24 protein-coding genes, 4 tRNA genes and 1 other annotated feature are annotated in these 22,811 nt (G+C 55.0%); of the genes, 25 read left to right on the forward strand and 3 right to left on the reverse strand.

Annotated features, from left to right (window positions below; translation table 11 throughout):
• Positions 1–16: 16 nt before the first annotated feature.
• The 3 genes from BM181_RS08705 (at position 17) to rpsI (ending at position 1,999) form a co-directional block, all read left to right on the forward strand.
• On the forward strand, positions 17–940 hold the full coding sequence (locus tag BM181_RS08705; RefSeq protein ID WP_075443973.1) for an NAD-dependent epimerase/dehydratase family protein: 924 nt from the start codon (positions 17–19) through the stop codon (positions 938–940).
• 201 nt (positions 941–1,141) lie between these two features.
• Positions 1,142–1,582 (forward strand): 50S ribosomal protein L13, encoded by a 441-nt coding sequence (gene rplM, locus BM181_RS08710; RefSeq protein WP_033170485.1) that lies wholly within the window; start codon positions 1,142–1,144, stop codon positions 1,580–1,582.
• Between the two features lie 24 nt (positions 1,583–1,606).
• Positions 1,607–1,999, forward strand: coding sequence for a 30S ribosomal protein S9 (rpsI, locus tag BM181_RS08715; RefSeq protein WP_075443976.1), 393 nt, complete (start codon positions 1,607–1,609; stop codon positions 1,997–1,999).
• 117 nt (positions 2,000–2,116) lie between these two features.
• Here the strand turns inward: rpsI and BM181_RS08720 are convergent, their stop codons facing one another.
• Positions 2,117–2,323: a hypothetical protein gene (locus tag BM181_RS08720; protein WP_075443979.1), complete on the reverse strand. Its 207-nt coding sequence runs from the start codon at positions 2,321–2,323 to the stop codon at positions 2,117–2,119.
• A gap of 239 nt (positions 2,324–2,562) precedes the next feature.
• Between BM181_RS08720 and BM181_RS08725 the strand changes: the two genes are divergently transcribed.
• From BM181_RS08725 to clpB, 10 genes are all read left to right on the forward strand, one after another.
• A complete protein-coding gene (locus BM181_RS08725) occupies positions 2,563–3,297 on the forward strand; it encodes a hypothetical protein (RefSeq protein WP_075443982.1) in 735 nt (244 codons plus the stop codon).
• Positions 3,298–3,487: 190 nt separating this feature from the next.
• Positions 3,488–3,753: a binding site (T-box leader), on the forward strand.
• A 47-nt stretch (positions 3,754–3,800) separates the two neighbouring features.
• On the forward strand, positions 3,801–4,430 hold the full coding sequence (locus BM181_RS08730; RefSeq protein ID WP_075443985.1) for a phosphoribosylanthranilate isomerase: 630 nt from the start codon (positions 3,801–3,803) through the stop codon (positions 4,428–4,430).
• On the forward strand, positions 4,427–5,227 hold the full coding sequence (gene trpC, locus BM181_RS08735) for an indole-3-glycerol phosphate synthase TrpC (protein WP_075443988.1): 801 nt from the start codon (positions 4,427–4,429) through the stop codon (positions 5,225–5,227). Before BM181_RS08730 ends, trpC begins: the two co-directional genes overlap by 4 nt.
• A 13-nt stretch (positions 5,228–5,240) precedes the next feature.
• A complete protein-coding gene (gene trpB / locus BM181_RS08740; RefSeq protein ID WP_075443991.1) occupies positions 5,241–6,431 on the forward strand; it encodes a tryptophan synthase subunit beta in 1,191 nt (396 codons plus the stop codon).
• Positions 6,428–7,222 carry a tryptophan synthase subunit alpha gene (gene trpA, locus BM181_RS08745; protein ID WP_075443994.1) on the forward strand — a complete coding sequence of 265 codons (795 nt, stop codon included), beginning with the start codon at positions 6,428–6,430 and terminating at the stop codon, positions 7,220–7,222. Before trpB ends, trpA begins: the two co-directional genes overlap by 4 nt.
• A 77-nt stretch (positions 7,223–7,299) precedes the next feature.
• The gene (locus tag BM181_RS08750) at positions 7,300–7,566 is read left to right on the forward strand and encodes a hypothetical protein (protein ID WP_255449334.1); all 267 of its coding nucleotides are present in this window, start codon (positions 7,300–7,302) and stop codon (positions 7,564–7,566) included.
• Between the two features lie 77 nt (positions 7,567–7,643).
• The gene (locus BM181_RS08755; RefSeq protein ID WP_075443997.1) at positions 7,644–9,146 is read left to right on the forward strand and encodes an anthranilate synthase component I family protein; all 1,503 of its coding nucleotides are present in this window, start codon (positions 7,644–7,646) and stop codon (positions 9,144–9,146) included.
• Positions 9,127–9,696 carry an anthranilate synthase component II gene (locus BM181_RS08760; RefSeq protein WP_075444000.1) on the forward strand — a complete coding sequence of 190 codons (570 nt, stop codon included), beginning with the start codon at positions 9,127–9,129 and terminating at the stop codon, positions 9,694–9,696. Before BM181_RS08755 ends, BM181_RS08760 begins: the two co-directional genes overlap by 20 nt.
• Positions 9,697–9,802: 106 nt before the next feature.
• Complete coding sequence (locus tag BM181_RS08765) at positions 9,803–11,443, forward strand: DUF4127 family protein (protein ID WP_075444003.1); 1,641 nt, start codon at positions 9,803–9,805, stop codon at positions 11,441–11,443.
• Between the two features lie 147 nt (positions 11,444–11,590).
• Complete coding sequence (clpB, locus tag BM181_RS08770; RefSeq protein WP_075444006.1) at positions 11,591–14,164, forward strand: ATP-dependent chaperone ClpB; 2,574 nt, start codon at positions 11,591–11,593, stop codon at positions 14,162–14,164.
• 57 nt (positions 14,165–14,221) lie between these two features.
• On the opposite strand, the gene BM181_RS08775 is transcribed toward clpB, so the two are convergent.
• Both BM181_RS08775 and BM181_RS08780 read right to left on the reverse strand, forming a co-directional pair.
• On the reverse strand, positions 14,222–15,067 hold the full coding sequence (locus BM181_RS08775) for a polysaccharide deacetylase family protein (protein ID WP_075444009.1): 846 nt from the start codon (positions 15,065–15,067) through the stop codon (positions 14,222–14,224).
• Between the two features lie 175 nt (positions 15,068–15,242).
• Entirely contained in the window at positions 15,243–15,914 is a 672-nt protein-coding gene (locus BM181_RS08780) for a C40 family peptidase (RefSeq protein ID WP_075444011.1), read from the reverse strand.
• Between the two features lie 234 nt (positions 15,915–16,148).
• On the opposite strand from BM181_RS08780, the gene map reads away from it, so the two are divergent.
• From map to rplA, 12 genes are all read left to right on the forward strand, one after another.
• A complete protein-coding gene (map, locus tag BM181_RS08785; RefSeq protein WP_075444014.1) occupies positions 16,149–17,021 on the forward strand; it encodes a type I methionyl aminopeptidase in 873 nt (290 codons plus the stop codon).
• Positions 17,021–18,334: a DEAD/DEAH box helicase gene (locus BM181_RS08790; protein ID WP_075444017.1), complete on the forward strand. Its 1,314-nt coding sequence runs from the start codon at positions 17,021–17,023 to the stop codon at positions 18,332–18,334. Before map ends, BM181_RS08790 begins: the two co-directional genes overlap by 1 nt.
• A 157-nt stretch (positions 18,335–18,491) precedes the next feature.
• Positions 18,492–19,781, forward strand: a complete 1,290-nt coding sequence (gene pfp, locus BM181_RS08795; RefSeq protein ID WP_075444020.1) for a diphosphate--fructose-6-phosphate 1-phosphotransferase — start codon at positions 18,492–18,494, stop codon at positions 19,779–19,781.
• A 162-nt stretch (positions 19,782–19,943) separates the two neighbouring features.
• Positions 19,944–20,019, forward strand: a tRNA-Met gene (locus BM181_RS08800).
• 39 nt (positions 20,020–20,058) lie between these two features.
• Positions 20,059–20,134: transfer RNA gene (locus BM181_RS08805), tRNA-Met, on the forward strand.
• 13 nt (positions 20,135–20,147) lie between these two features.
• Positions 20,148–20,223 (forward strand) — tRNA-Thr (locus BM181_RS08810).
• Positions 20,224–20,231: 8 nt separating this feature from the next.
• Positions 20,232–20,308 (forward strand) — tRNA-Met (locus tag BM181_RS08815).
• Positions 20,309–20,478: 170 nt separating this feature from the next.
• The gene (gene rpmG, locus BM181_RS08820; RefSeq protein WP_075431109.1) at positions 20,479–20,628 is read left to right on the forward strand and encodes a 50S ribosomal protein L33; all 150 of its coding nucleotides are present in this window, start codon (positions 20,479–20,481) and stop codon (positions 20,626–20,628) included.
• A 30-nt stretch (positions 20,629–20,658) separates the two neighbouring features.
• The gene (gene secE, locus BM181_RS08825) at positions 20,659–20,838 is read left to right on the forward strand and encodes a preprotein translocase subunit SecE (protein ID WP_075444023.1); all 180 of its coding nucleotides are present in this window, start codon (positions 20,659–20,661) and stop codon (positions 20,836–20,838) included.
• Positions 20,839–20,854: 16 nt separating this feature from the next.
• On the forward strand, positions 20,855–21,406 hold the full coding sequence (gene nusG, locus BM181_RS08830) for a transcription termination/antitermination protein NusG (protein WP_075431105.1): 552 nt from the start codon (positions 20,855–20,857) through the stop codon (positions 21,404–21,406).
• Positions 21,407–21,446: 40 nt separating this feature from the next.
• A complete protein-coding gene (gene rplK, locus BM181_RS08835; RefSeq protein ID WP_033170889.1) occupies positions 21,447–21,872 on the forward strand; it encodes a 50S ribosomal protein L11 in 426 nt (141 codons plus the stop codon).
• A 64-nt stretch (positions 21,873–21,936) separates the two neighbouring features.
• Positions 21,937–22,620, forward strand: a complete 684-nt coding sequence (gene rplA / locus BM181_RS08840; RefSeq protein WP_075431103.1) for a 50S ribosomal protein L1 — start codon at positions 21,937–21,939, stop codon at positions 22,618–22,620.
• Positions 22,621–22,811 lie beyond the last annotated feature (191 nt).

The raw sequence follows: 22,811 nt of genomic DNA on the forward strand, positions 1-22,811 counted from the left end.
GGAAGAAGGTTTGGACATGAAGGTTTTAGTGACAGGCGGAGCAGGGTTCATCGGTTCCCATTTGGTGCGGCAGCTGCTGGCTGCAGGCAATGAAGTCACCGTGCTTGACAATGTCAGCACGGGCGACTGGGGACACTTGCCAGCAGGCTGCGAGGAGTGGGAGATGGACATCCGCTCGCAGGAGATCATCCCGCGCATCATGAAGGCGCGCTTTGATGCCATCGTGCATCTGGCTGCCCAGACGATGGTCAACGTCTCGATCGATGATCCGGCGTTCGATGCGATGCAGAATGTCGTCGGCACCGTGAATGTGCTGGAGGCTGCCCGCAAGAGCGAGGTCGGCCGTGTCATCTTTGCTTCGACTGCTGCCGGCTATGGCGACGTGGCGGAAACAGAGCTGCCCATCAAGGAGCAGCAGGCACTGCAGCCGATGTCCTTCTATGGGCTCAGCAAGGTGACGGTGGAGAAGTATCTGGCGATGTACAAGGAAGTCTTTGGCCTGGATTATGTTGCGCTGCGCTTTGCCAACGTCTATGGTGAGCGCCAGGGAGATACGGGCGAGGGCGGTGTCATCAGCATCTTCGCGAAGCGGGTCGCGGCCGGCAAGGGCATTACGATCTATGGTGACGGTGAGCAGACGCGTGACTTCATCTATGCGGGGGATATCGCTGCGGGCATCTGCGCGGCCCTGGCAACGGAGAATGTCAATGCGGTCTATAACCTGAGCACCAGCACAGAGACCAGCCTCAACGAGCTTGTGAAGATCATGGAGGATATCACCTGGAAGAAGGTCGATGTGTCCTACGGTGCTGTCCGCACGGGGGACATCCGCCGCTCGGTGCTGGATAACAGCATGGCTGTCCAGAATCTTGGCTGGAAGCCGCAGACGAGCCTCAAGAAGGGCCTCAAGAACACCATCGGCTATTTCAAGGGGGAATGATGCTTATCCACAGGATCGCTGTGAATAAGCTGGCATTTTTCTCGGAGAAAATGTAAAAAATCCCTTGACTTGTTGCGTTTTTATGAGTAGAATATTTCTATGTGATGTTACGGACTCAGGCATCCATTAGCCCCGGAAGCCGTTTTCGAGAGCGTCATATACCGATAAAATAAGAATTGAAATCATTAGGGGGGAAATCGCATGAAGACAACGTTTATGGCAAATGCATCCAATATCGAGCGCAAATGGTATGTTGTAGACGCTGAAGGCCAGACTGTCGGCCGCCTCGCAGCTGAAGTCGCAAAAGTTCTTCGCGGTAAAAATAAACCGACCTTTACTCCGCACGTTGATACGGGTGATTACGTCATCGTCATCAATGCAGAGAAAGTAAAATTCACGGGTAAGAAACTGACGGACAAGACCTACTTCCGTCATTCCGGTTACCAGGGTGGCACGACGTTCACGTCCGCTGGCCTGATGCTCGAGAAGTTCCCGGAGCGCGTTCTGGAGCACGCTATCAAAGGCATGCTGCCGCACAACCGCCTCGGTGCTCAGATGTACCGCAAGCTCAGCGTTTACGCTGGCAGCGAGCATCCGCATGCAGCTCAGAAGCCGGAAAAGCTTGAGCTGAACATTCGCTAATCTGGAAAGGGAGGAACATTCTACATGGCACAAGTAAGCTACTACGGCACTGGCCGCAGAAAATCTTCCGTTGCCCGTGTTCGTCTGGTTCCGGGCGAAGGCAAAGTTACGATCAATGGTCGTAGCATGGAAGAGTATTTTGGTCTGAAGACTCTCGAACTCATCGTTCGTCAGCCGCTCAACCTTACGGAGACTGTTGACAAGTATGACGTCATCGCAAACGTTGCAGGTGGCGGTGTAACTGGTCAGGCAGGCGCCATCCGTCACGGTATCACCCGTGCACTCATGGAGATGGATGCTGATCTTCGTCCGGCCCTCAAGAAGGCTGGTTTCGTAACGCGTGACCCGCGTGAGAAAGAGCGCCGTAAATACGGTCTCAAGAAAGCTCGTAAGGCTTCCCAGTTCTCGAAACGTTGATCCGTTTTATACGAACAATATATCCGCAGCTTCGGCTGCGGATTTTTTTTGTCGCGGGGCAAAAAAAGAACCAGCAAGCGTACTTGCTGGTTCTTTTTTGCTGTTGATGATTGCTGCTTACTTTTTCAGCGCCTCTTTGAGGATTTCCGTCAGGGCTTTCTGTGAGATACGCATCATGTCAGAGAGCAGAGCGTTGTACAGATCGCCACCGTCCGTTACGCCACGGCCATTTTCCGTGATGAAGAATTTTTTCGGATGATCTTCTGCTTTGTAGGCCTCGTCAAGTTTTTCCTGGACAAGTTTCTCAATTTCCTGTTCTGTCATTAAAGACACCTCTTTCCTAAAATCTAAATATATTATACGACATTGTGTGATGTTTTTCCTTGTTTTTTCTAAAAATAAATGAAATTAATCTTTTCAGCTGCTTTCCATTGAATTTGAATCACAATTTAATTGCTACTTAAAACTAATTTAAATACAAGCCCTTATACTGTAACCATAGCAAGCAACCGAAGCAAGGCTGTTTGCCTGGAGCAAGCGAGTACAGAAAGGTGATGGATAATATGAAAAGCATGAAGAAAAAACTGTTAGCAGGTGTAGTGGCCGGTGCGGTCCTTACGGGGGTAGGCCTCAATGCGACGAGCGTGAAGGCTGCTGAGAACATGCAGCGCCAGACGCCGCCGCCGATGCATCAGCAGGGACAGATGGGACAGCATCCGCCGGTCCAGATGAGTGCGGATGAAGCAGCGAAGAACATCCATGAAACGTTTGGCGTCGATGAGGCTGAGGTAAAGGCAGCCATCACGGCGCACAAGGATTTCCGCGATATCGGCCAGGCAGCGATGCTCTCCAAGATCAGTGGCAAATCCTTCAAGGATGTGCTGGGCATGAAGACCGAGAAGAACAACTGGCCGGAGATCGGCAAGAGCCTTGGCGTGACGCGCGAGCAGGTGGAGACGCAGATGCTCACGATGCAGGCCATGCACATCGAGAAGAAAGCGAATATCGGCAAGGACAGAGTCCTGGCGCTGCTCAAGAACGGCTACCAGGCACGGGACATCGAGTGTGCGGGTCTGCTGGCCAAGGCTGCGGGCAAGGACGTACAGGCTGTCCTGGACATGAAGAAGATCAACAATCGTTGGACGGACGTTGCTGCGGAGCTGGGTGTGGACAAGAACGTGCTCAGACCTGAGAAAGGGGCACGCCCAGGCCATGGACCGCAGGGCGGCCCGCCGGCCGAGGGCATGATGGGAGCTCCGGACGGTGCGCCTCAGGGCGAGCCGCAGCCGGCTGAATGATTGCATATGGTATGGCTGTCACACGCTTCTGCGTGTGGCAGTTTTTTGTTTGGAAGCATCGTTCTATACGTTAATGGAATAATGTCTGCATTTTTTTGCTGAAAAATGTAAAATATGTATTGACAAGAAAAACAAAAGCGTGTAGTATATGAAACATCGACGGGTTAACAACTTTACAGTCGATAACAAAGATAAATCGGCGAACGGGAAATAGTAGGAATGCAGGTCGCTGTCAAGCGAGCCGGAGACTGGGGAACCAGTGGTGTGAAGTCCGGTCAGCGAGGTGTTTTGAATGGTCCCGCGAGAGTCCACCGAAAACAGCCTGGGCTGTAAGTAGGCTGGAACGGCTGCCTCCGTTAACGGGCTACGGCATCGGCTCTTTGGGCCTGCGCCGGAATGAGGTGCGTCTTTGACGTATGAAAACGGGTGGTACCGCGAAGTAGATTCGCCCCGACTGGATTTTTCCAGCCGGGGCTTTTGTATTACATATAGGGGATGAGCAGATGAAGGTAAAGATGTGTGGGATGAAATCGTTGCTGGCAGCCAAGGTTGCCGAGGAAGCCGGAGCAGATTTCATCGGGTTTATTTTCTGGCCGCAGAGCCATCGTTATATTGAGCCGGAACATGCAGCCGTCATCGCCGGGCAGTTGCAGCAGGCTTGGAAGACAGGCGTCTTCGTCGATGAGGATATCGAGAAGGTCAACGAGATTGTCCAGCAGGTACATCTTGACTTCGTCCAGCTCCATGGACATGAGAACGCGGCTTATGCCCGCAAGGTGCAATGTCCCGTGATCAAGGCGTTCCATTACGATGATGGATTCAGTGCGCAGGCAGCCAATGAGTTCCCTGCCGAAATGATCTTGATCGATACTTACCGTCCGGGGCAGCCGGGGGGTACGGGGGAAACCTTTGACTGGCGGGATGCCGCGGAAGAGATAGCCAAAGTGGAGAAACCCGTGCTGATTGCCGGTGGCATCAATACGGGGAATCTGCGGACGGTGGCGCGTATCTTTCATCCGTATGGTGTGGATGTATCGGGCGGTCTCGAGGAGAACAAGGAGAAATCAATCAGCAAGATACAGGCTTTCATGCGTCGCGTACGGAGCCTGCCACGCGGGAGGAAACGTCATTGAAAGATATTTTAGGCGAAATTGTCGAAAAGAAAAAAGCTATCGTAGCTGAGGCCAAGCGGAAAATGCCCCTGGCGGAAGTGAAGGCACGCATGCAGCCGGGGACATTCCGCATGAGCAAGGTCTTCAAGAAAGATGCATGGAATCTCATTGCAGAGTGCAAGCTCCAGTCGCCAGCCAAGGGGCGGCTGAACCAGACGCACACGGTGGAGCAGCTGGCGGCTATCTATGCAGCCAACGGTGCCAGTATGCTATCCGTGCATACGGATCCCCATTTCCTGGGGTGCAATGAAGATTTCTGCAAGGTGCGCAAGCTCGTGGAGCTGCCACTGCTGCGCAAGGACTTTGTCATCGATGACTATCAGTTGTATGAGGCGCGGATGCTGGGGGCCGATGCTGTGCTGCTGATTGCCCGCATCCTGTCCCCAGAACAGCTCAAGGAATATCTCTATACGGCTTGGAGCCTGGGCATGGATGCGCTGGTCGAGGTGCATGATGAGGCGGATATGGCCGCAGCCCTGACGACACCGGCAGAATTCATCGGTATCAACAACCGCAACCTCAAGACCTTCACGACGTCGATCGAGCAGACGCTGCAGCTTCTGCCCTATGCCGACAAGGAACGGGTGCTGATCAGCGAAAGCGGCGTGCTTTGTGCAGACGATGCCAGGGTATTGCGTGAGGCTGGCTGCGATGGCATCCTGGTCGGTGAAGGCTTGGTGAGGGCTGGTGATATCGGTGCGATGACGAATGCGCTGGCGGATATCGATGCAGGCAATGACAGGAAAATGATGGCATAAGGAGATAGACAGAATGAATACCAAGGGAAGATTTGGCCAGTATGGCGGGCAGTATGTGCCGGAAATCGTGATGCCGGCGCTCAATGAGCTTGAGGCCGCTTACCATAGATATAAGAACGATCCGGAATTCACGGAGCAGTTCCGCGCGTTGCTGCGCGAATACGCAGGGCGTCCGACGAATCTCTACTACGCAGAGAAACTGACCGCGCATTATGGCCGGGCGAAGATTTTCCTCAAGCGTGAGGACCTGCTGCACACGGGAGCCCATAAGATCAACAATGCGCTGGGGCAGGCGCTGCTGGCTAAGCTCATGGGCAAGAAACGCATCGTGGCGGAGACGGGGGCCGGCCAGCATGGTGTGGCTTCGGCTACCGTTGCTGCGCTGTTTGGCATGGAGTGCCATGTGTTCATGGGGGCTGTGGATGTCGAGCGGCAGAAGCTCAACGTGTTCCGCATGAAGCTGCTCGGCGCCAAGGTCATCCCCGTTTCAAGCGGCACGGGAACCCTCAAGGATGCGACGAGCGAGGCCATCCGCTATTGGGCGACGAATATCACCGACACCCATTATATCATCGGCTCGGCTGTCGGCCCCCATCCGTATCCGACGATCGTGCGCGACTTCCAGAAGGTCATTGGCGAGGAGATCCGCGAGCAGATCAAAGCGCAGACCGGGGGACTGCCGGATTATCTGGTCGCCTGCGTCGGCGGCGGCAGCAATGCCATCGGCACATTCTACGATTTCCGCAAGGACAGTGCTGTCAGGAAGTTTGGTGTCGAGGCAGGCGGACGCAGTGATGGGGTGGCGGATAATGCCAAGACGCTCTCCGGTGCTGGTGAGCCGGGAATCCTGCATGGTGCCTTCAGCTACCTGCTGCAGACGCCTGATGGCCAGGTCGTCGAGGCGTATTCGATATCCGCAGGTCTTGACTATCCGGGGGTAGGGCCGGAACATTCCTACTATAAAGATGAGAACATCGTCAAATATGTATCGGTCACGGATGAAGAGGCCTTGGCGGCCTTCCAGCGCTTGTCGCAGATCGAGGGCATCATTCCTGCCTTGGAGAGCTCCCATGCGTTGGCGTACCTTGAGAAACTGATGCCGGAAACAAAAGCTGGCGAGTCCGTAGTCGTATGCTTGTCGGGCCGTGGCGATAAGGACGTAGCCATGGTGGCCAGGGCACTGGGGGAGGATATCGAGTTATGAACCGTATTGAGGCGAAGATGGCAGCGCTCAAAGCTGCTGGCAAAAAAGGCATTTATATCTATATCACCTGCGGCGCGCCGGATGTGGCGACGACAATCGAGGCAGTCCGGCAGGCTGAGCAGAATGGCGCTGATCTCATCGAACTCGGGCTGCCGTTCTCTGATCCGATGGCCGATGGCCCGGTCATCCAGACCGCATCGGTGGTGGCGCTCAAGAATGAGATGACGCTGGCCAAGGAGCTGGAAATCCTGCGCGAGATCCGCAAGTTCTCGGATATCCCCTTGGTGGGTATGGGGTATATCAACAATATGTACCACTATGGATTTGCGAGATTCGTCAAGGATTTCCAAGCTGCTGGCATGGATGGCATCATCGTGCCGGATGTCCCGCATGAGGAGTCGGAAGAGATGCGCCGGATCTGCCAGGAGAATGATTTCGTGCTGGCGGAATTCATCACGCCGGGCACGACGGAGGCGCGTATGCAGGATACCTGCAAGGATGCACGCGGTTTCATCTACTGTGTCTCCAACAATGGTGTCACAGGGGTCAAGAAGGTGGACTACCGTGTGATCGGCGGCGTTTGCGACAAGGCGCGCAAGTATACGGATACGCCGCTGGCGGTGGGCTTTGGCATCGGCTCGGCTGAGGCGGCTGTGGAAGCCGCTGCGCATGCGGATGCTGTCATCGTGGGCAGTGCTGTGGTCAAGCGCCTGCTCGACCATGAGCTTACGGAAGCCATGGCCTTGGTCCATGAGATGCGCGTGGCGCTCGATGCGAATTATGCGCAGTGAAAACAGAGAAAAGGATTTTTAGAAGCGATGACGAATAGTTATTTCTAGGAAATTCGATTCCAGAAAGGAAGATAGCTATGATCGTCACTGATATAAAAACCGTAGATGCGGCCGAAGATCTCATTCGCCGCCATACGCAGAACCGTCCGGAAAAACCAAGGAGCGTACAGGAGATATCGGCCCGCTACCGGCAGGCGATAAAGCAGTATCAGGTACTCATGCATGCGGAGATCGATAACCGCGAGCAGCGAGTCATGCTGTATTCGGAAATCAAGACGCTCGGCTGGTGTTTGGGACGCGACGAGCATAAGGTGGTAAAGGATATCAACACGCCGCAGCCATGACGGCGTCCATCCGGTGAAAGCCCCTGCCTGGTGATAAGACGCCAGGCAGGGGCTTTTTCTGGATGGGAGTGAGACATATGAAGCTTGAGCCAGCGTGTGCTGACTTTTGCCGGTTGGCAAAGACGAAGAATCTCATCGCTGTGTCGGCAGAACTCAATATGGATATGGATACGCCAGTGTCGGTATATTATAAGCTGGTCGATGAGCACAAAGGCTTCATCCTGGAGTCGGTCGACACGACGCATCAGCAGTTCGGCCGCTATTCGTTCATCGGAGCAGAGCCGTTTGCACGGCTGCAGGTCTTCAAGAACCGCTTGATGATCAAGGAAAATGATTTGATGAAGACCATCGAGGGCAATCCGGTCGCAGCGATCCGCCAGTACATGGCACGGTTCCAGCCGGCCATCGAGGATGCGGCGATCCCTCTGGCCAATGGTGGACTGGTGGGGTATTTCAATTATGAGATCGTTGGGACCTTTGACCGGGTGCGGGGCTTGGACATCGGGGAGGAGGATCTCTTGGGGCAGTTCATGCTCTGCCGCATCCTGGTTGTCTACGATGCGCTGCGCAACCGGGCAAGGATTGTCTGCTTTGCTGACATCAAGGCTGGCGAAGAGCCTGAGGCTCTGTACCACAGCATCGAGGCGAAGATAGAAGCTTTGCAGCAGAAGCTCGCAGCGCCGGTGGCCTTGCGGGCAGCAAAGCCTGCAAAGCGCCAGGAACCTGTGGATTTCCTCGGGAAGTATGGGCAAGTGCCTGAGGATTTCCTCACGGCGATCCGCAAGGCCAAGGAGCATATCTTTGCCGGAGATATCTTCCAGATTGTGCCTTCGCGTCAGTTCCGGCAGAAAATCACCAAGCCCTGCTTTGATTTCTACCGCCGGCTTCGGCAGGTGAATCCGTCCCCCTATATGTTTTACCTTAACTTTGGCCGCGTGAAGCTTGTCGGCGCTTCGCCGGAGATGCTGGTCAAGGTGACCGGTGGTACCGTCTATACTTATCCGATTGCCGGTACGCGCCGCCGGGGCAGGACGGCCGCAGAGGACAGCGAGCTGGCGGCAGGCCTCAAGGCGGACAGCAAGGAGGTTGCAGAGCATTCGATGCTCGTGGATCTGGCGCGCAACGATATCGGCCGCATCAGCGAGCCGGGCTCGGTCCGCGTGACCAAGCTCAAGCAGGTCGAGTATTTCAGCCATGTCATGCATATGGTTTCTGAGGTGGTGGGCAAGATAAAAGCGGGCTATACGCCGATGGATGTGCTCAAGGCGACGTTCCCGGCGGGAACAGTCAGCGGGGCACCGAAGCTGCGGGCGATGGAAATCATCCATGCGCTTGAGCCGGTGAAGCGCGACACATATTCGGGGACAGTCGGCTATATGGACTTTGCCGGCAATATGGATATGTGCATCACCTTGCGCACGATGCGCATCGAAAACGATGACACGGCCATCATCCAGTCGGGGGCTGGCATCGTGGCTGACTCGGTGGCCGAGAAGGAATACCAGGAGATCCTGCAGAAATCCAAGGCGCTGTTTGAGGTAGTAGAGGAGGTGGAAAACGATGTTGTTGCTTTTAGATAACTACGATTCGTTCACCTACAATGTCTACCAACTCTTGTCGGAACTTGGGGCTGAGGTCGAGGTCATACGCAACGATCAGACGACCGTAGAGGAAATCCGCCGCCGCGGCTATGCGGGCATTGTGCTTTCACCGGGGCCGGGGGTACCGGCGGAGGCCGGCATCACAGAGCAGGTGATTGCCGGGCTGAAGGGCGAGCTGCCGATGCTGGGCATCTGCCTCGGCCATCAGGCCATTGGCGAAGTCTTTGGCGGCCAGGTGGTGCGGGCTGGCGAAATCGTGCATGGCAAGACTTCGCCGCTGAAGCATACCGGTCAGGGCTTGTATGCCGGACTAGCCCAGGGAATCCCGATTGGCCGCTATCATTCGCTGGTGATCGACCGGGAGACACTGCCGCCGTGCTTTGCCGTTACCAGTGAGCTGGCCGATGGCATGGTCATGGGAATCCGCCATAAGGAATATGATATCGAGGGGATACAGTTCCATCCCGAGTCCATCCTGACGCCGGATGGACGCACGATGATGCAGAATTTCCTGGCGCGTCTGGGCTGAGGAGGAAAGATTATCTGGCCTTCCCTGCGGGGAGGGCTTTTTCTTTTGCCTGAGTGTGCTATAATAGAAGCCGTCATGCTTTTTATGATGGTGAAAGGAAACATTCATGCGAAATATACTGACCAAGGCGGGAATCCTGGTGCTGCTGTTCCTGATGCTGCTGCCAGCTGTTCCCGTGGCCGCGGGCAGGCATAAGGCTGACCAGGCGGCAAAGCCGAAGGCCAGGATCTTGTTTGTGCCGCAGGACAACCGGCCGACATCCTGCGAGCAGACCGCTGATGTGGTACGCAAGCTCGGCTATGAAGTGGTGATGCCCGACAAGGAATTGCTGGGCGGGCTCAAGAAACGCGGCAATCCCGAGCGTCTGTGGCAATGGACCAAGGAGCAGGCGCCGAAGGCCGATATCGCGGTGATTGCGACGGACTCGCTGCTCTACGGCGGTCTGGTAGCCTCGCGCAAACACAATACACCGCTGCCGGTACTGCAGGAGCGGGCTGGCAGGCTGGCGGAGCTGCATCGGGACAATCCTGGCCTCAAGCTCTACGCCTTTGCGTCGCTAATGCGCACGCCGCGCAGCGGCGAGGCGTCGGGCGGTGAGGACCCGGATTATTATATTGATTACGGGGCCAAGATCTTCCGCTACACGGGTCTTATGGACAAGGCTGAGATGCGCGGGCTCAGTGCCGCCGAGGCGGATGAGGCGATGGAACTGGAGTCGGCAATCCCGGACTGGGTGCTGGCCGATTGGATGAAGCGCCGGCAGCATAATGTCGATACGACGAAAATGCTCATCGACGACGTGCGCGCTGGTGCCATGGAGTATCTGCTGGTGGGCAAGGACGACAATGCGAGCTTGTCGCAGACCCATCGCGAGAGCCGCTGGCTGAAGACTTATGCCGAGGGGATTCCGGCCGAGCACTTCCAGCTGGTAGCGGGCATCGATGAACTGGGCCTGCTGCTTATGAGCCGGGCCGCCAATGCCTGGGAACATGTCGTCCCGCAGGTGGCAATCCGGTATAATGAAGGCATGGGCGGCCGGACAATACCGACGTATTCGGATGAACGCGTCGAGGCGACATTGCAAACGGATCTGCAGATTGCGGGGGGAAGGCTTGTGGCGGAACCGGCGAAGGCGGATTTCACGCTGCTGGTGAATACGAATCCGGATGGCGTCACTGGCGAGGCCAACCATATCCGCGACTGGGAGCAGGCGCCGCTGAACAACGGGCAGGATCGTGCGGGAACCAATGCTTTCCTGCGGCAGCTGCGGGAGCTGCTGCACAAGGGCTATGCCGTAGGCGTAGCTGATATAGCCTTCACGAACGGTGCGGACAATGCGCTCATGCGCCACTTGGAACAGGAGAACCTGTTGTTCTCCCTGCGTTCGTATGCCGGCTGGAATACAGCGACCAATAGCCTGGGTTTTTCCCTGGCTCAGGGCATGCTCGCTGCGCGCATGCCCAAAGCGGCGGCCAACGCACTGCTATTGACCCGCTATCTGGACGATTGGGGTTATCAGGCCAATGTGCGCACGGCACTGGCCATGGAGATTGAACAGTTGGAAGATCCGCAGGTATATCTCTATCTGGGCGATTATGAGCCGTATATGGTGGAGCAATCGACGGCACTGCTGCAGGCGTTTGCCCGCGAGCATCTGCCACAGCTGCATAGGCCGGAGACATTGCAAGTGACATTCCCTTGGCAGCGCATGTTCATTGCGGATATCCGCTATGATGCGCAGAACTGAAGAGCAGCGGGAGCAATCCCGCTTTCTTTTCAGTTTTAAAGTCAAAAGGTCAGAAATAATATTTGACTTTTTGACTTTAAGCAGTATAATAAGAATTAGAAACGGAACCGTTCGAAGGATAGCATGAGATTACGGAGGAAATAGATTATGGGACAGGAAAGATATACGGCGAAGACCATGGCGGCCTTGCAGTCGGCACAGCAGCTGGCAGCCATGCGCTACCATCAGGAGATCAGCTCAGCGCATGTATTGCTCGCGCTGGCCAAGGAGCCGGAGGGGCTGCTGGCGACGATCTTTGCAGACTGCCAGACGGATATGCCGATGCTCAAGGCCCGGCTGGAGCAGGTATTGAACAAGATCCCGAGCGTCAAGGGCTCGGACCGTCTGGGCATGGGCATGGATATGGTACGCGTTCTGGGGCGGGCGGAAGAGCTGGCCAAGGCGATGAAGGATGACTATGTATCGACGGAGCATCTGCTGCTGGCGGTTGTCAGTGATGGCAGTGACGAAGTGCAGTCCATCTGCCGGGAGTTCAAGCTCACGAAGAGCAGCATCCAGAGCTCGATCAAGAAGAATCGCAAGCAGAATGTCACGAATGAGAACCCGGAGGAAGGCTATAAGTCGCTGGAGAAATTCGGCCGCGACCTCACGGAGGCAGCGCGCCATGGCAAGCTCGACCCTGTCATTGGCCGTGACGAAGAGATCCGCCGCACGATCGAGATCCTGTCACGCCGCACCAAAAACAATCCGGTGCTGATCGGCGAGCCGGGTGTCGGCAAGACCGCAATCGTCGAAGGGCTGGCCCGCCGTATCGTGGCAGGGGACGTGCCGGAGTCCCTGAAGAACAAGACGCTGTACTCCCTCGACATGGGGGCGCTGATCGCCGGTGCCAAGTTCCGCGGTGAATTCGAGGAGCGCCTCAAGGCGGTGCTGAACGAAATCGTCAAATCCGACGGCCAGATCCTGTTGTTCATCGATGAAGTGCATACGGTAGTCGGTGCCGGCGCGGCAGAGGGCGCTATGGATGCGGGCAATCTCTTGAAGCCCATGATGGCACGTGGCGAGCTCAGATGCATCGGCGCGACGACCCTCAACGAGTACCGCAAATACATTGAAAAGGATACGGCCCTGGAGCGGCGCTTCCAGCCGGTTATGGTCGGTGAGCCGTCGGTGGAAGATACGATTTCTATCCTGCGCGGGCTCAAGGAGCGCTATGAGGTGCATCATGGTGTCCGCATCCGCGATGCTGCGCTGGTATCGGCAGCCGTGCTCTCCGACCGGTATATTTCGGACCGCTTCCTGCCCGACAAGGCCATCGATCTTGTCGATGAGGCGGCAGCTAAGCTGCGCACGGAGATTGAGTCGATGCCAGGACCGCTGGATGAGATCCGGCGCAAGATCATGCAGCTGGAGATCGAAGAGCAGGCTTTGAAGAAAGAAAACGACGAGGCATCGAAGGCGAAACTGGATTCGATTGCCAGTGAAAAGGCGGCGCTGCAGCAGCAGGAAGGAGAGCTCCAGGCGAAATGGGAGAGCGAGAAGCAGGCCATCCTGCGGGTCCGCGCGATAAAGAAAGAAATCGATGAAGTGAACAGCCAGATGGAGGCGGCTGAGCGCGCCTATGACCTCAACCGCATGTCGGAGCTCAAATACGGCAAGCTGCCCGAATTGCAGAAGAAGCTGGCGGATGAGGAGAATATCATCGCTGCGAAGTCCAAGGATGAGCAGCTGCTCAAGGAGGAGGTCGGCGAGGAAGATATCGCGAAGGTCGTCAGCCGTTGGACGGGGATTCCCGTGGCCAAGATGATGACAGGAGAGCGCGAAAAGCTGATCCATCTCGAAGAAGGGCTCCATACGCGGGTCGTTGGCCAGGATGAGGCTGTCAAGGCTGTCAGCGAGGCCATTTTGAGAGCGCGGGCGGGAATCAAAGACCCCAACCGTCCAATCGGCTCCTTCATTTTCCTTGGCCCCACTGGTGTCGGCAAGACTGAGCTGGCCAAGACGCTGGCTGAGTCGCTGTTTGACGATGAACGCAGCATGATCCGCATCGACATGAGCGAGTATATGGAAAAGCATAGCATTGCCCGCCTGATCGGTGCGCCTCCGGGCTATGTCGGTTATGATGAGGGCGGCCAGCTGACCGAGGCTGTGCGCCGCCGTCCGTACAGTGTTATCCTGCTCGATGAGATCGAGAAGGCGCATCGCGATGTGTTCAACGTGCTGCTGCAGATCCTCGATGATGGGCGGCTTACCGATGGCAAGGGCCGTGTGGTCAACTTCAAGAACACGGTCATCATCATGACGAGCAATCTCGGTTCCCAGGAAATCCTCAACAAGGATTATGAGGAAGCCAAGGCAGCCGTGGACAGTATCCTCAAGGAATACTTCCGGCCGGAGTTCCTGAACCGCGTGGACGATATCATCGTCTTCAAGGCGCTGCAGAAGGAGCAGGTCAAGAATATCGCCGCTATCCTCCTGCAGAAACTCGGCGAGCGGTTGCAGAAGCAGGTCAGGATCACCTTGGGCTGGGATGAAGCGGCTCTGTCGGCTCTGGCTGAGCAGGGCTTCGACCCGAACTTTGGCGCCCGGCCGCTGCGCCGCCTGCTCGTGCATACCGTTGAGACGGAACTGTCCAAGTCCATTATCCGCGGGGATGTACAGGAGGGCGACACGGTGGCTATCGGCTTTGCAGATGGCGCGTTCACCTTCACCAAAGCATGATGCTGCACATAGAAAAAACGGTGGCTGGAGTGATCGATCACTCCAGCCACCGTTTTGTTATGGCGTGGGGATGAATCTGGCGAGGAAGGTATGATTCCCGTCCAGAAGGTCCTTATGCAATTTTGCCAGCGGGGCGAAGATCGGAGAGTACTGCAAGCGCAGCTTGAAGCGCAGGAACGTGTGGTTCGTGCAGCCGAAGATGGGCACGCGGTTGAGTACGTAGCGGTTATCGCCTTGGCCGGCGAGGCCGTAGTTGACGGTGAAAGCGCCCTTGTAGCCGGCGTCTTTCACCCGCTGCTGCAGCTCCTCATCATAAGAGCCGCAAGGGTAGGCAAGGAAGTTTATCGTCTTGCCGAGCTTCCATTCCAAAGCTTTTTTTGACCCGTCAAGCTGATTCCAGGTTTCTTCGGGGCTCGTGCTGTCGAGCTGGGCATGGGAGAGGGTGTGGCTCTCGAAGTTGATGAGCCCGCTCTCCTGCATCTCCGCTGCCTGGGACCAGGTCAGATAATTGGGATAGGTGCTGACGTAGTCAGAGATAAGGAAAATGGTGCCGCGCAAGTTGTATTTCTCCAGGATGGGGAAAGCATTGCGGTAATTATCGGCATAGCCGTCGTCGAAGGTGATGATGACAGGTTTATCCGGCAGCGGCCGTCCCTCGTCCCAGGCGGAAATCATCTCGTCCGGTGTGATGGTGTGGTAGCCATTGTCAGCCAGATACTTCATCTGCGTTTCGAACTGGTCTGTGTGTACGGTCAGCGCGTTCTCGTCGCGATCATTGATCTGATGGTAGTTTAATACGGGAACGGAATCTGCTGCACCATGCATGAGATAGAGGCAGCCGCCGATTCCTGCAAGCAGAACGGCTAGCAAAACTCCACCCAGCCGTTTTAGCCATGTTGCCATGAAAGACACATCCTTTTGTTGATTTTAATATCCTGTCTAATATATACCAATGCGGCAAGCATGTCAAATGATAAAAGGGCGCTGCGCCGCTCTGCAAGCAAAAATCCGCTGACGCTGGTGTCAACGGATTCGTATGCATCGGTATGTAGATCGGTTAAGGAACCCGGGGCGGAGCTCAGCCGATGACGCGGCAGGCACCGGCATAGTGGGCAACGCGGTAATCGCGGGACAGGGAATCGTAAGCGATGCCGTGCGTGCTGGAGGCGTGGATCATCTGACCGTTGCCCACGTAGATGCCGACATGGGAGATATTCACGTAATCGCCCGCGAAGAAGACGAGGTCGCCAGGTTGCAAGTCGGCTTTGTTGACCGGGTGGCCAGCGGAGATCTGGATATCAGCAGTCCGTGGCAGGTTGATGCCGTGCTTGGCGTAAACGTACTGGACGAAGCCGGAACAGTCAAATCCGTTCGGTGAGGATCCACCCCATACATAAGGCACACCAAGGAATTGCTGTGCCGTACCGACGATAGCGCTGATGCCGGCCAGATATGACTTGTGCTGCACGAACGTTGGCATAGCGCGGTGCAGGAGTGCCTGATAAGACTGGTCACCGACAAGCCCATCGGCAGTCAGATGATGATCGCGCTGGAATTGGCGGACGGCCTCCTGAGTTGCCGGGCCGAAGTCACCATCGACGCTGACATCGTAACCAGAGCTGGCAAGTGCCTGCTGGATCTCACTGATCTCCTGTCCGGTATCACCGAGACGGAAGGCTGCGGCGTCGCAGACAGCAGGAACGGACAGGCAGAATGTGGCGGCTAATAAAAGACGACCTAACTTATGCAAGGGAAATCCTCCTTAATAATATAGTTGATGTTTCATAAATAAGAAAGAATAGGTTCCAATCAAAACCGAGCCCATTATATCATGTTAGCACCTGACAGGTCAAATAGGTCATAACTTTGCCGAGCATATCCTGGACAAAGGGGCTTTCATTCGCTGCGGATTCGTTTTATAATAGATGGGTGCATTTGATTAGGAAATGAAGGCAATCTAAAAATAAAGGAGATATTGCGATTTATGCAAAGAAATGATTTGTGCTGGTGTGGCAGCGGCAAGAAGTATAAGAAATGCCATGAGGACTTTGACGAGCGTCTGAGCGAGATGAAGTTCGATGTATTCCTGGGACAGTGCCGCCCCCCGAAGAAAATCATCAACAATGCGCATGACATCGAGTGCATCCGCAAGGCAGGCGTCATCAATGATGGTGCGCTGGATCTGGCGGGGACGATGATCAAGGCGGGCATGGACACGGCGACGATCGACAAGGCCGTGCATGACTATATCGTGGAGCGCGGCGGCTATCCGTCCTGCTTGAATTATGAGGGCTTCCCGAAGAGCTGCTGCATCTCCCTCAATGAGGTAGTCTGCCATGGCATCCCGTCACCGAAGACCATCCTCAAGGACGGCGATATCCTGAACATCGACATCACGACGACGCTGGACGGCTATTATGCGGATGCCTCGCGGATGTTCATGGTCGGCGAGGTCAGCCCTGAGGCGGAAAAACTCGTGCGCGTGACGAAGGAGTGCATGGAGCTCGGCATCGCTGCTGCCAAACCGTGGCATTTTGTCGGTGACATCAGCGCGGCTTGCGGCAACCATGCCCATGCCAATGGCTATACGGTCGTCACGGACCTCGGCGGCCATGGCGTAGGCAAGGATTTCCATATGGAACCGTTTGTCGCCCATGAAGGCGAAGCCAATACGGGCATGCTGCTCGTGCCGGGCATGGTGCTCACGGTGGAGCCGATGATCAATATGGGCAAGAAGAATGTCACGGTCGACGCCAAGGATAACTGGACCGTGCGGACGAAAGATAAGAGCCTGTCAGCCCAGTGGGAGAAGACGATTCTCATCACGGAGACGGGGACGGAGGTATTGTCGTCGTAATGACTACGTTCAAGGAATTAGGAATCAGCGACAGCGTCTGCGAGACGCTGCGCTATAAGGGCATCAAGGAGGCTACGCCGGTACAGGAGGCAGCTATCCCGCTCGTGCGGGCTGGCCGTGATGTCATCGCGCAGGCGCAGACCGGCACGGGCAAAACGCTGGCCTTTCTGCTGCCAATCCTCGAGAAGATCAAGCCGCAGGCTGAAGTAGCACAGGCCCTTGTGGTGACACCGACCCGGGAGCTGGCCATCCAGATCGCCAAGGTAGCAGCGCTCGTCGGTGAGGCCTCGGGGGTGAGCTCGCTGGTCATCTACGGCGGCCAGGACATCGAGCGGCAGAAGCAGAAGCTCCGCCGTCATCCGCAGCTCATCATCGGCACGCCGGGGCGTTTGCTGGACCATCTGCGCCGGGGTACGATTGACTTGTCAAAAGTCAACAAGGTAGTGCTGGATGAGGCCGATGAAATGATGCGGCTCGGCTTCATCGAGGATGTCGAGGTGCTGCTCAAAGCTGCGGCAAACGACCGCCAGCTGACGCTGTTCTCGGCGACTATGCCGGACCGCATCAAGGCCTTGGCGCATCAGTATATGCGCGCCCCGGAGAATATCAAGATCAAGAGCGAGCATGTCACGCTTGATGCCATCGAGCAGGTCATCATCAATACGACCGAAGAGGTGAAGATCGATCGTCTCTGTGAGTGTATCAACAGTGACAATCCTTATCTGGCCATGGTATTCTGCCATACGAAGCAGCGTGCGCATATGGTCACGATGGCGCTGGCGGCCCGCGGCTATCTGGTCGACGAGCTGCATGGCGACCTGTCACAGGTACAGCGGGCACTGGTGCTCAAGCGGTTCCGCAAAGCAGAGCTGCAGATCCTTTGCGCGACGGATATCGCAGCCCGCGGCCTTGACATCGAGGGCGTTACGCATGTATTCAACTATGATATTCCCCATGACGCCGAGAGCTATATCCATCGCATCGGCCGTACGGGCCGGGCTGGGCAGCAGGGTAAGGCGGTGACCTTTGTGAATGCCCGCCAGTACGATCTGCTGCGCCGCATCGAGTCGGGCATCAAGAACCGCATCCGCAAGGAGCACTCGGAGCGCCATCATCGCCGGCAGGAGAAGCAGGCCAAGATCCTGCAGGAAATCCGCGAGAAACGCGAAGAGAAGAAAAAGAAGAGCAAGCCGCTCTCCAAATACGCCAACCGCAAGGGCAATGCGCATAAGGGGCGCAATGACCGCAGCCGCCGCGTGAAAGCCAAGACGAAGACGAATCTGGGACACCGTGCCAAGATGGGGCGTCATTGACAATATTGTATGCAGAACTCCCGGGGTTTATGGAATCCCGGGAGTTTTTTTGCGGGGATAATTGTCATAAATTTTTCAAAAAAATAATAATACAAGCAGGAATATGATAAAAAAAGCCGAAGTATATCCCTGTAACCAAATTAAAGGGGGAGATTCCATGATCGGTATCAAAAATGTTATTGCCATTGTTTGCGGCGGTGGACCGGCGCCAGGCATCAACAGCGTTATCTCAGGTGTAGTCAATGAGGCAACCCGCCATGGCTGGGATGTACTCGGAATCTATGACGGCTTTTCACGTATCGGCCGTGGCGAGAAGAACTATGTCCGCCTTGAGCCGAAAAACATCAGCCGTATCCACCTGACGGGCGGCTGCATCCTCAAGATGTCGCGCTTCAATCCGACGAAGAAAGAGTCCGATCTGCGCACGGTCGTCGAGACGCTCACAGAGCTTGGCGTCACGCATCTTGTGACGATCGGTGGCGATGAAACGGCCTACAGCTCGGCGGCGGTATCGGAGTACGCACGCAAGATGGGCCGTACGATCAATGTTGTCCATGTCCCGAAAACCATCGACAACGACCTGCCGCTGCCGGAAGGCGTTCCGACCTTCGGCTTTGAGACAGCCCGGGCCTTTGCTACGACGGAAATCGAAAACCTCATGGAAGATTCCCGCACGACGAATAACCGCTGGTATTTCACGATTGCCATGGGCCGCACGGCTGGCCATCTGGCTCTCGGTATGGGCCGCAGCGCCGGAGCAGCACTTACGGTCATCCCCGAGGAGTTCCCCGAAGAGAAGATCCCTCTGCAGCAGGTGGTAGACATCATCACTGGTTCGATCGTCAAACGTTATCTGACGGGCAAGAATTACGGCGTGGCAGTCATTGCCGAGGGTGTCATCGAGAAGATCGCGCCGGAGGACTTCAAGAAGCTCGGTACGGTGGTCACTGATGAGCATGGCCATATCCGCTACAGTGAGCTCGACTTTGGTGAGATTCTCAAGCAGGCTGTCCTGGCCGAAGTCAAGAAGCTCGGCATCAAGATTTCCGTCATCGATAAGGAGATTGGCTATGAGCTCCGCTGCACGGCACCGATTGCTTACGATATCGACTATGCGCGCTCGCTCGGCTATTCGGCAGTCAAGTTCCTCATGGCTGGCGACAGCGGTGCCCTGATCACGATCCAGGACAACAAGGCAGTGCCGATGCGCTTTGAGGATATCAAGGACCCGGCAACCGGCAAGACCATGGTCCGCAAGGTCAACATCGAGTCGATCCAGTACAAGATCGCCCGCGGCCTCATGATGCGCTTGGAAAAAGAAGACCTGAACGATCCGGGCCTTGCCAATGCATATCGCATGGAACCCAAGGAGTTCAAAGAGCGTTATATGTATCTCTTTGATGCACCGGAAGAGGCTGAGGCCAGCCAGGCAGAACCCAAGAAATGAAGTCCTATATAATAGAATAGAACGCAGATTTAGCAGGGGATTTTCTTTCCCTGCTAAATTTTTTTTATTTTTTTTGGTAAAAAGGGGTTGACGAACCCCAGGCGATGCTCTATAATAATTTCTTGTCAGCCAGTGATGCGCAAGCGTCACAAGCGATAACATCGCGGGGTGGAGCAGTCGGTAGCTCGTCGGGCTCATAACCCGAAGGTCACAGGTTCAAGTCCTGTCCCCGCAACCAAATTGATTATTACCAACATTTCGAGATAATACACATTATCGCGGGGTGGAGCAGTCGGTAGCTCGTCGGGCTCATAACCCGAAGGTCACAGGTTCAAGTCCTGTCCCCGCAACCAAAATGCTGGAATCGCTGATATAGCTCAGTCGGTAGAGCGTATCCTTGGTAAGGATAAGGTCACCAGTTCAATCCTGGTTATCAGCTCCATATATTCTGGCGGCGTAGCTCAGTTGGCTAGAGCATGCGGTTCATACCCGCAGTGTCAGGAGTTCAAATCTCTTCGCCGCCACCAACTTTATCAATGAACCCCTGTTGCAGGGGTTTTATTTATGTATAGTGTCCCGAAATAAAATTTCACCTTGTCAAGGTTTCCTAGTTGACAGTCTAAGGCAAGTGTGCTAAATTGTATTAGTGACATTGTGAAAGAGTCATAGTTTCTGAGCGTAAGGGGTGTAATAAGAGATGCGCAACAATATCACGTTGGAGTGCACGGAGTGCCATAGCCGTAACTACCGTACCAACAAGAACAAGAAGAACAACCCGGATCGTCTGGAGTTCAATAAGTACTGCAAGTTCTGCAAGAAGCACACGCTGCACAAAGAGACGAAATAATCGCTTTAGCGGGTTGAACGGAGATGTGAAGTGACTGTGAAGAAATTCATAGACGAAGTAATCGCCGAGATGAAAAAAGTATCCTGGGCAACCAAAAAGGAGCTTTTCAACTACACCGTGGTTGTAGGCATCGCTGTTGCGATTGTTTGTGCCCTGATTTGGTTCTGTGATACGGTCTTTGCAAGATTGTTCCACATCATTTTAAGGTAAGCAGGGTGAGATAAGCATGGCAGACAAGGACGAGATGGATCTTCGTCAGGATAATCCTGGCAGAGCATGGTATGTAATCCATACCTACTCAGGCTACGAGAACAAGGTGAAAGCCAATCTCGAGCGCCTGATTCACACGGCCAACATGAGCGACATGATCTTCAATGTCGTCGTTCCGGTAGAGGATGAGGTCGAAATCAAGGACGGCAAGAAAAAAGTCGTTCCGAGAAAAGTCTTCCCAGGCTATGTGCTGGTTGACATGATTGTCGATGAGCATTCCTGGTACGTTGTGCGCAACACCACCGGTGTAACGGGTTTTGTCGGTTCCGAGAAACACCCGATTCCGCTTACTGATGCTGAAGCGAAACGTATCTTGAAATCCATGGGCGAGGAAGAGCTCAAACCCGAGCTGGATGTATCCGTCGGGGATGTGGTTCGCATCAACTCGGGTGTTTTCGAGAACTATACGGGCGCCGTTACTGAGATCGATCAGGAAAAAGGCCGCTTGAAGGTTCTGGTAGAGGAAACCCCGATTGACCTTGGCTTCGATCAGGTCGAAAAGCTCTAATTGAAGCCACTAAAATCCATTTTTGGGAGGTGTAAATACAATGGCAAAGAAAGTTTCTAAGATTGTCAAGCTCCAGGTTGTTGCTGGTAAAGCTAATCCGGCTCCTCCGGTAGGTCCGGCTCTTGGTCAGGCTGGTGTCAACATCATGGGCTTCTGTAAGGAATTCAACGAGAGAACCAAGGCACAGGCTGGTCTTGTCATCCCTGTTGTCATCACGGTTTTTGAGGATAGATCCTTCACGTTCATCACCAAGACTCCGCCGGCTGCTGTCCTTCTGAAGAAGGCTGCTAAGATCGACAAAGCTTCTGGTGAGCCGAACAAGAACAAAGTTGCTAAGCTGCCGCGTGCAGAGGCAATGAAGATTGCTGAGAGCAAGATGGCTGACCTCAACGCTGCTGACATCGAGGCTGCTACCCGCATGATCGAGGGTACGGCACGCAGCATGGGTATTGAAATCGTTGACTAATGGTTGATGATTTCATCCCGTGGGAGGCATTCACCGTTATTACCACGAGAGGAGATTACTTACAATGGCTAAAGCTGGTAAGAAATATCAGGACGCTTGCAAGCTCGTAGAAGCTGGCAAGGTCTACACGGCTGCTGAGGCTATGGATCTCGTCAAGAAGACGGCTACGGCGAAATTCGATGAAACCATCGAGCTGCACGTACGTCTCGGCGTTGATCCGAAATACGCTGATCAGCAGGTCCGCGGCGCTATGGTCCTGCCGCATGGCACGGGTAAATCCAAGCGCGTACTCGTCTTCGCAAAAGGCGAGAAAGTAAAGGAAGCAGAGGCAGCAGGTGCTGACTTCGTTGGTTCCGATGAAATCGTCCAGAAGATCCAGGGCGGCTGGCTCGACTTCGACGTCGCTGTCGCTACTCCGGACATGATGGGCACTGTCGGTCGTCTTGGTAAGGTCCTTGGTCCTCGCGGCCTCATGCCGAACCCGAAACTGGGCACGGTTACGATGGATCTCACGAAGGCTATTTCCGAGATTAAAGCAGGTAAAGTCGAGTACCGTACCGACAAAGCTGGTAATGTACATTGCCCGATCGGTAAGGCATCCTTCGACGCTGAGAAGCTTCAGCAGAACTTCCAGGCCCTGATTGATACACTGAACCGTGTAAAACCGGCTGCTGCTAAAGGCCAGTACATGCGCTCCATTACGGTCAGCGCAACGATGGGCCCTGGCATCCCGGTTCAGATTGGCTGATCCAGTCTGATTAGGTTCAACGAGGCTCCGGTCTCCACAACTGTATAACGATGGCTGTAGACAGCAGGTTTGATTCTATCATCTAACGACGATTCGTCGCCTGCCGAGGCCGGAGCTCACTGAATTTGAATATTCAACCTCCGGCGTACGCAGCCGGAGGTTTTTTTACAGGCTTTAAAATCCAAAGTGGA

Origin of the sequence: Pseudoselenomonas ruminantium (assembly GCF_900113715.1) — a bacterium.
GTDB lineage: Bacteria > Bacillota > Negativicutes > Selenomonadales > Selenomonadaceae > Selenomonas_A > Selenomonas_A caprae.

Excerpts from the sequence above, each read along its gene's own strand:
- BM181_RS08705 (WP_075443973.1), top strand. The coding sequence starts at position 17 with ATGAAGGTTTTAGTGACAGGCGGAGCAGGGTTCATCGGTTCCCATTTG.
- rplM (WP_033170485.1), top strand. The coding sequence starts at position 1,142 with ATGAAGACAACGTTTATGGCAAATGCATCCAATATCGAGCGCAAATGG.
- rpsI (WP_075443976.1), top strand. The coding sequence starts at position 1,607 with ATGGCACAAGTAAGCTACTACGGCACTGGCCGCAGAAAATCTTCCGTT.
- BM181_RS08720 (WP_075443979.1), bottom strand. The coding sequence starts at position 2,323 with ATGACAGAACAGGAAATTGAGAAACTTGTCCAGGAAAAACTTGACGAG.
- BM181_RS08725 (WP_075443982.1), top strand. The coding sequence starts at position 2,563 with ATGAAAAGCATGAAGAAAAAACTGTTAGCAGGTGTAGTGGCCGGTGCG.
- BM181_RS08730 (WP_075443985.1), top strand. The coding sequence starts at position 3,801 with ATGAAGGTAAAGATGTGTGGGATGAAATCGTTGCTGGCAGCCAAGGTT.
- trpB (WP_075443991.1), top strand. The coding sequence starts at position 5,241 with ATGAATACCAAGGGAAGATTTGGCCAGTATGGCGGGCAGTATGTGCCG.
- trpA (WP_075443994.1), top strand. The coding sequence starts at position 6,428 with ATGAACCGTATTGAGGCGAAGATGGCAGCGCTCAAAGCTGCTGGCAAA.
- BM181_RS08750 (WP_255449334.1), top strand. The coding sequence starts at position 7,300 with ATGATCGTCACTGATATAAAAACCGTAGATGCGGCCGAAGATCTCATT.
- BM181_RS08755 (WP_075443997.1), top strand. The coding sequence starts at position 7,644 with ATGAAGCTTGAGCCAGCGTGTGCTGACTTTTGCCGGTTGGCAAAGACG.
- BM181_RS08760 (WP_075444000.1), top strand. The coding sequence starts at position 9,127 with ATGTTGTTGCTTTTAGATAACTACGATTCGTTCACCTACAATGTCTAC.
- BM181_RS08765 (WP_075444003.1), top strand. The coding sequence starts at position 9,803 with ATGCGAAATATACTGACCAAGGCGGGAATCCTGGTGCTGCTGTTCCTG.
- clpB (WP_075444006.1), top strand. The coding sequence starts at position 11,591 with ATGGGACAGGAAAGATATACGGCGAAGACCATGGCGGCCTTGCAGTCG.
- BM181_RS08775 (WP_075444009.1), bottom strand. The coding sequence starts at position 15,067 with ATGGCAACATGGCTAAAACGGCTGGGTGGAGTTTTGCTAGCCGTTCTG.
- map (WP_075444014.1), top strand. The coding sequence starts at position 16,149 with ATGCAAAGAAATGATTTGTGCTGGTGTGGCAGCGGCAAGAAGTATAAG.
- BM181_RS08790 (WP_075444017.1), top strand. The coding sequence starts at position 17,021 with ATGACTACGTTCAAGGAATTAGGAATCAGCGACAGCGTCTGCGAGACG.
- pfp (WP_075444020.1), top strand. The coding sequence starts at position 18,492 with ATGATCGGTATCAAAAATGTTATTGCCATTGTTTGCGGCGGTGGACCG.
- rpmG (WP_075431109.1), top strand. The coding sequence starts at position 20,479 with ATGCGCAACAATATCACGTTGGAGTGCACGGAGTGCCATAGCCGTAAC.
- nusG (WP_075431105.1), top strand. The coding sequence starts at position 20,855 with ATGGCAGACAAGGACGAGATGGATCTTCGTCAGGATAATCCTGGCAGA.
- rplK (WP_033170889.1), top strand. The coding sequence starts at position 21,447 with ATGGCAAAGAAAGTTTCTAAGATTGTCAAGCTCCAGGTTGTTGCTGGT.
- rplA (WP_075431103.1), top strand. The coding sequence starts at position 21,937 with ATGGCTAAAGCTGGTAAGAAATATCAGGACGCTTGCAAGCTCGTAGAA.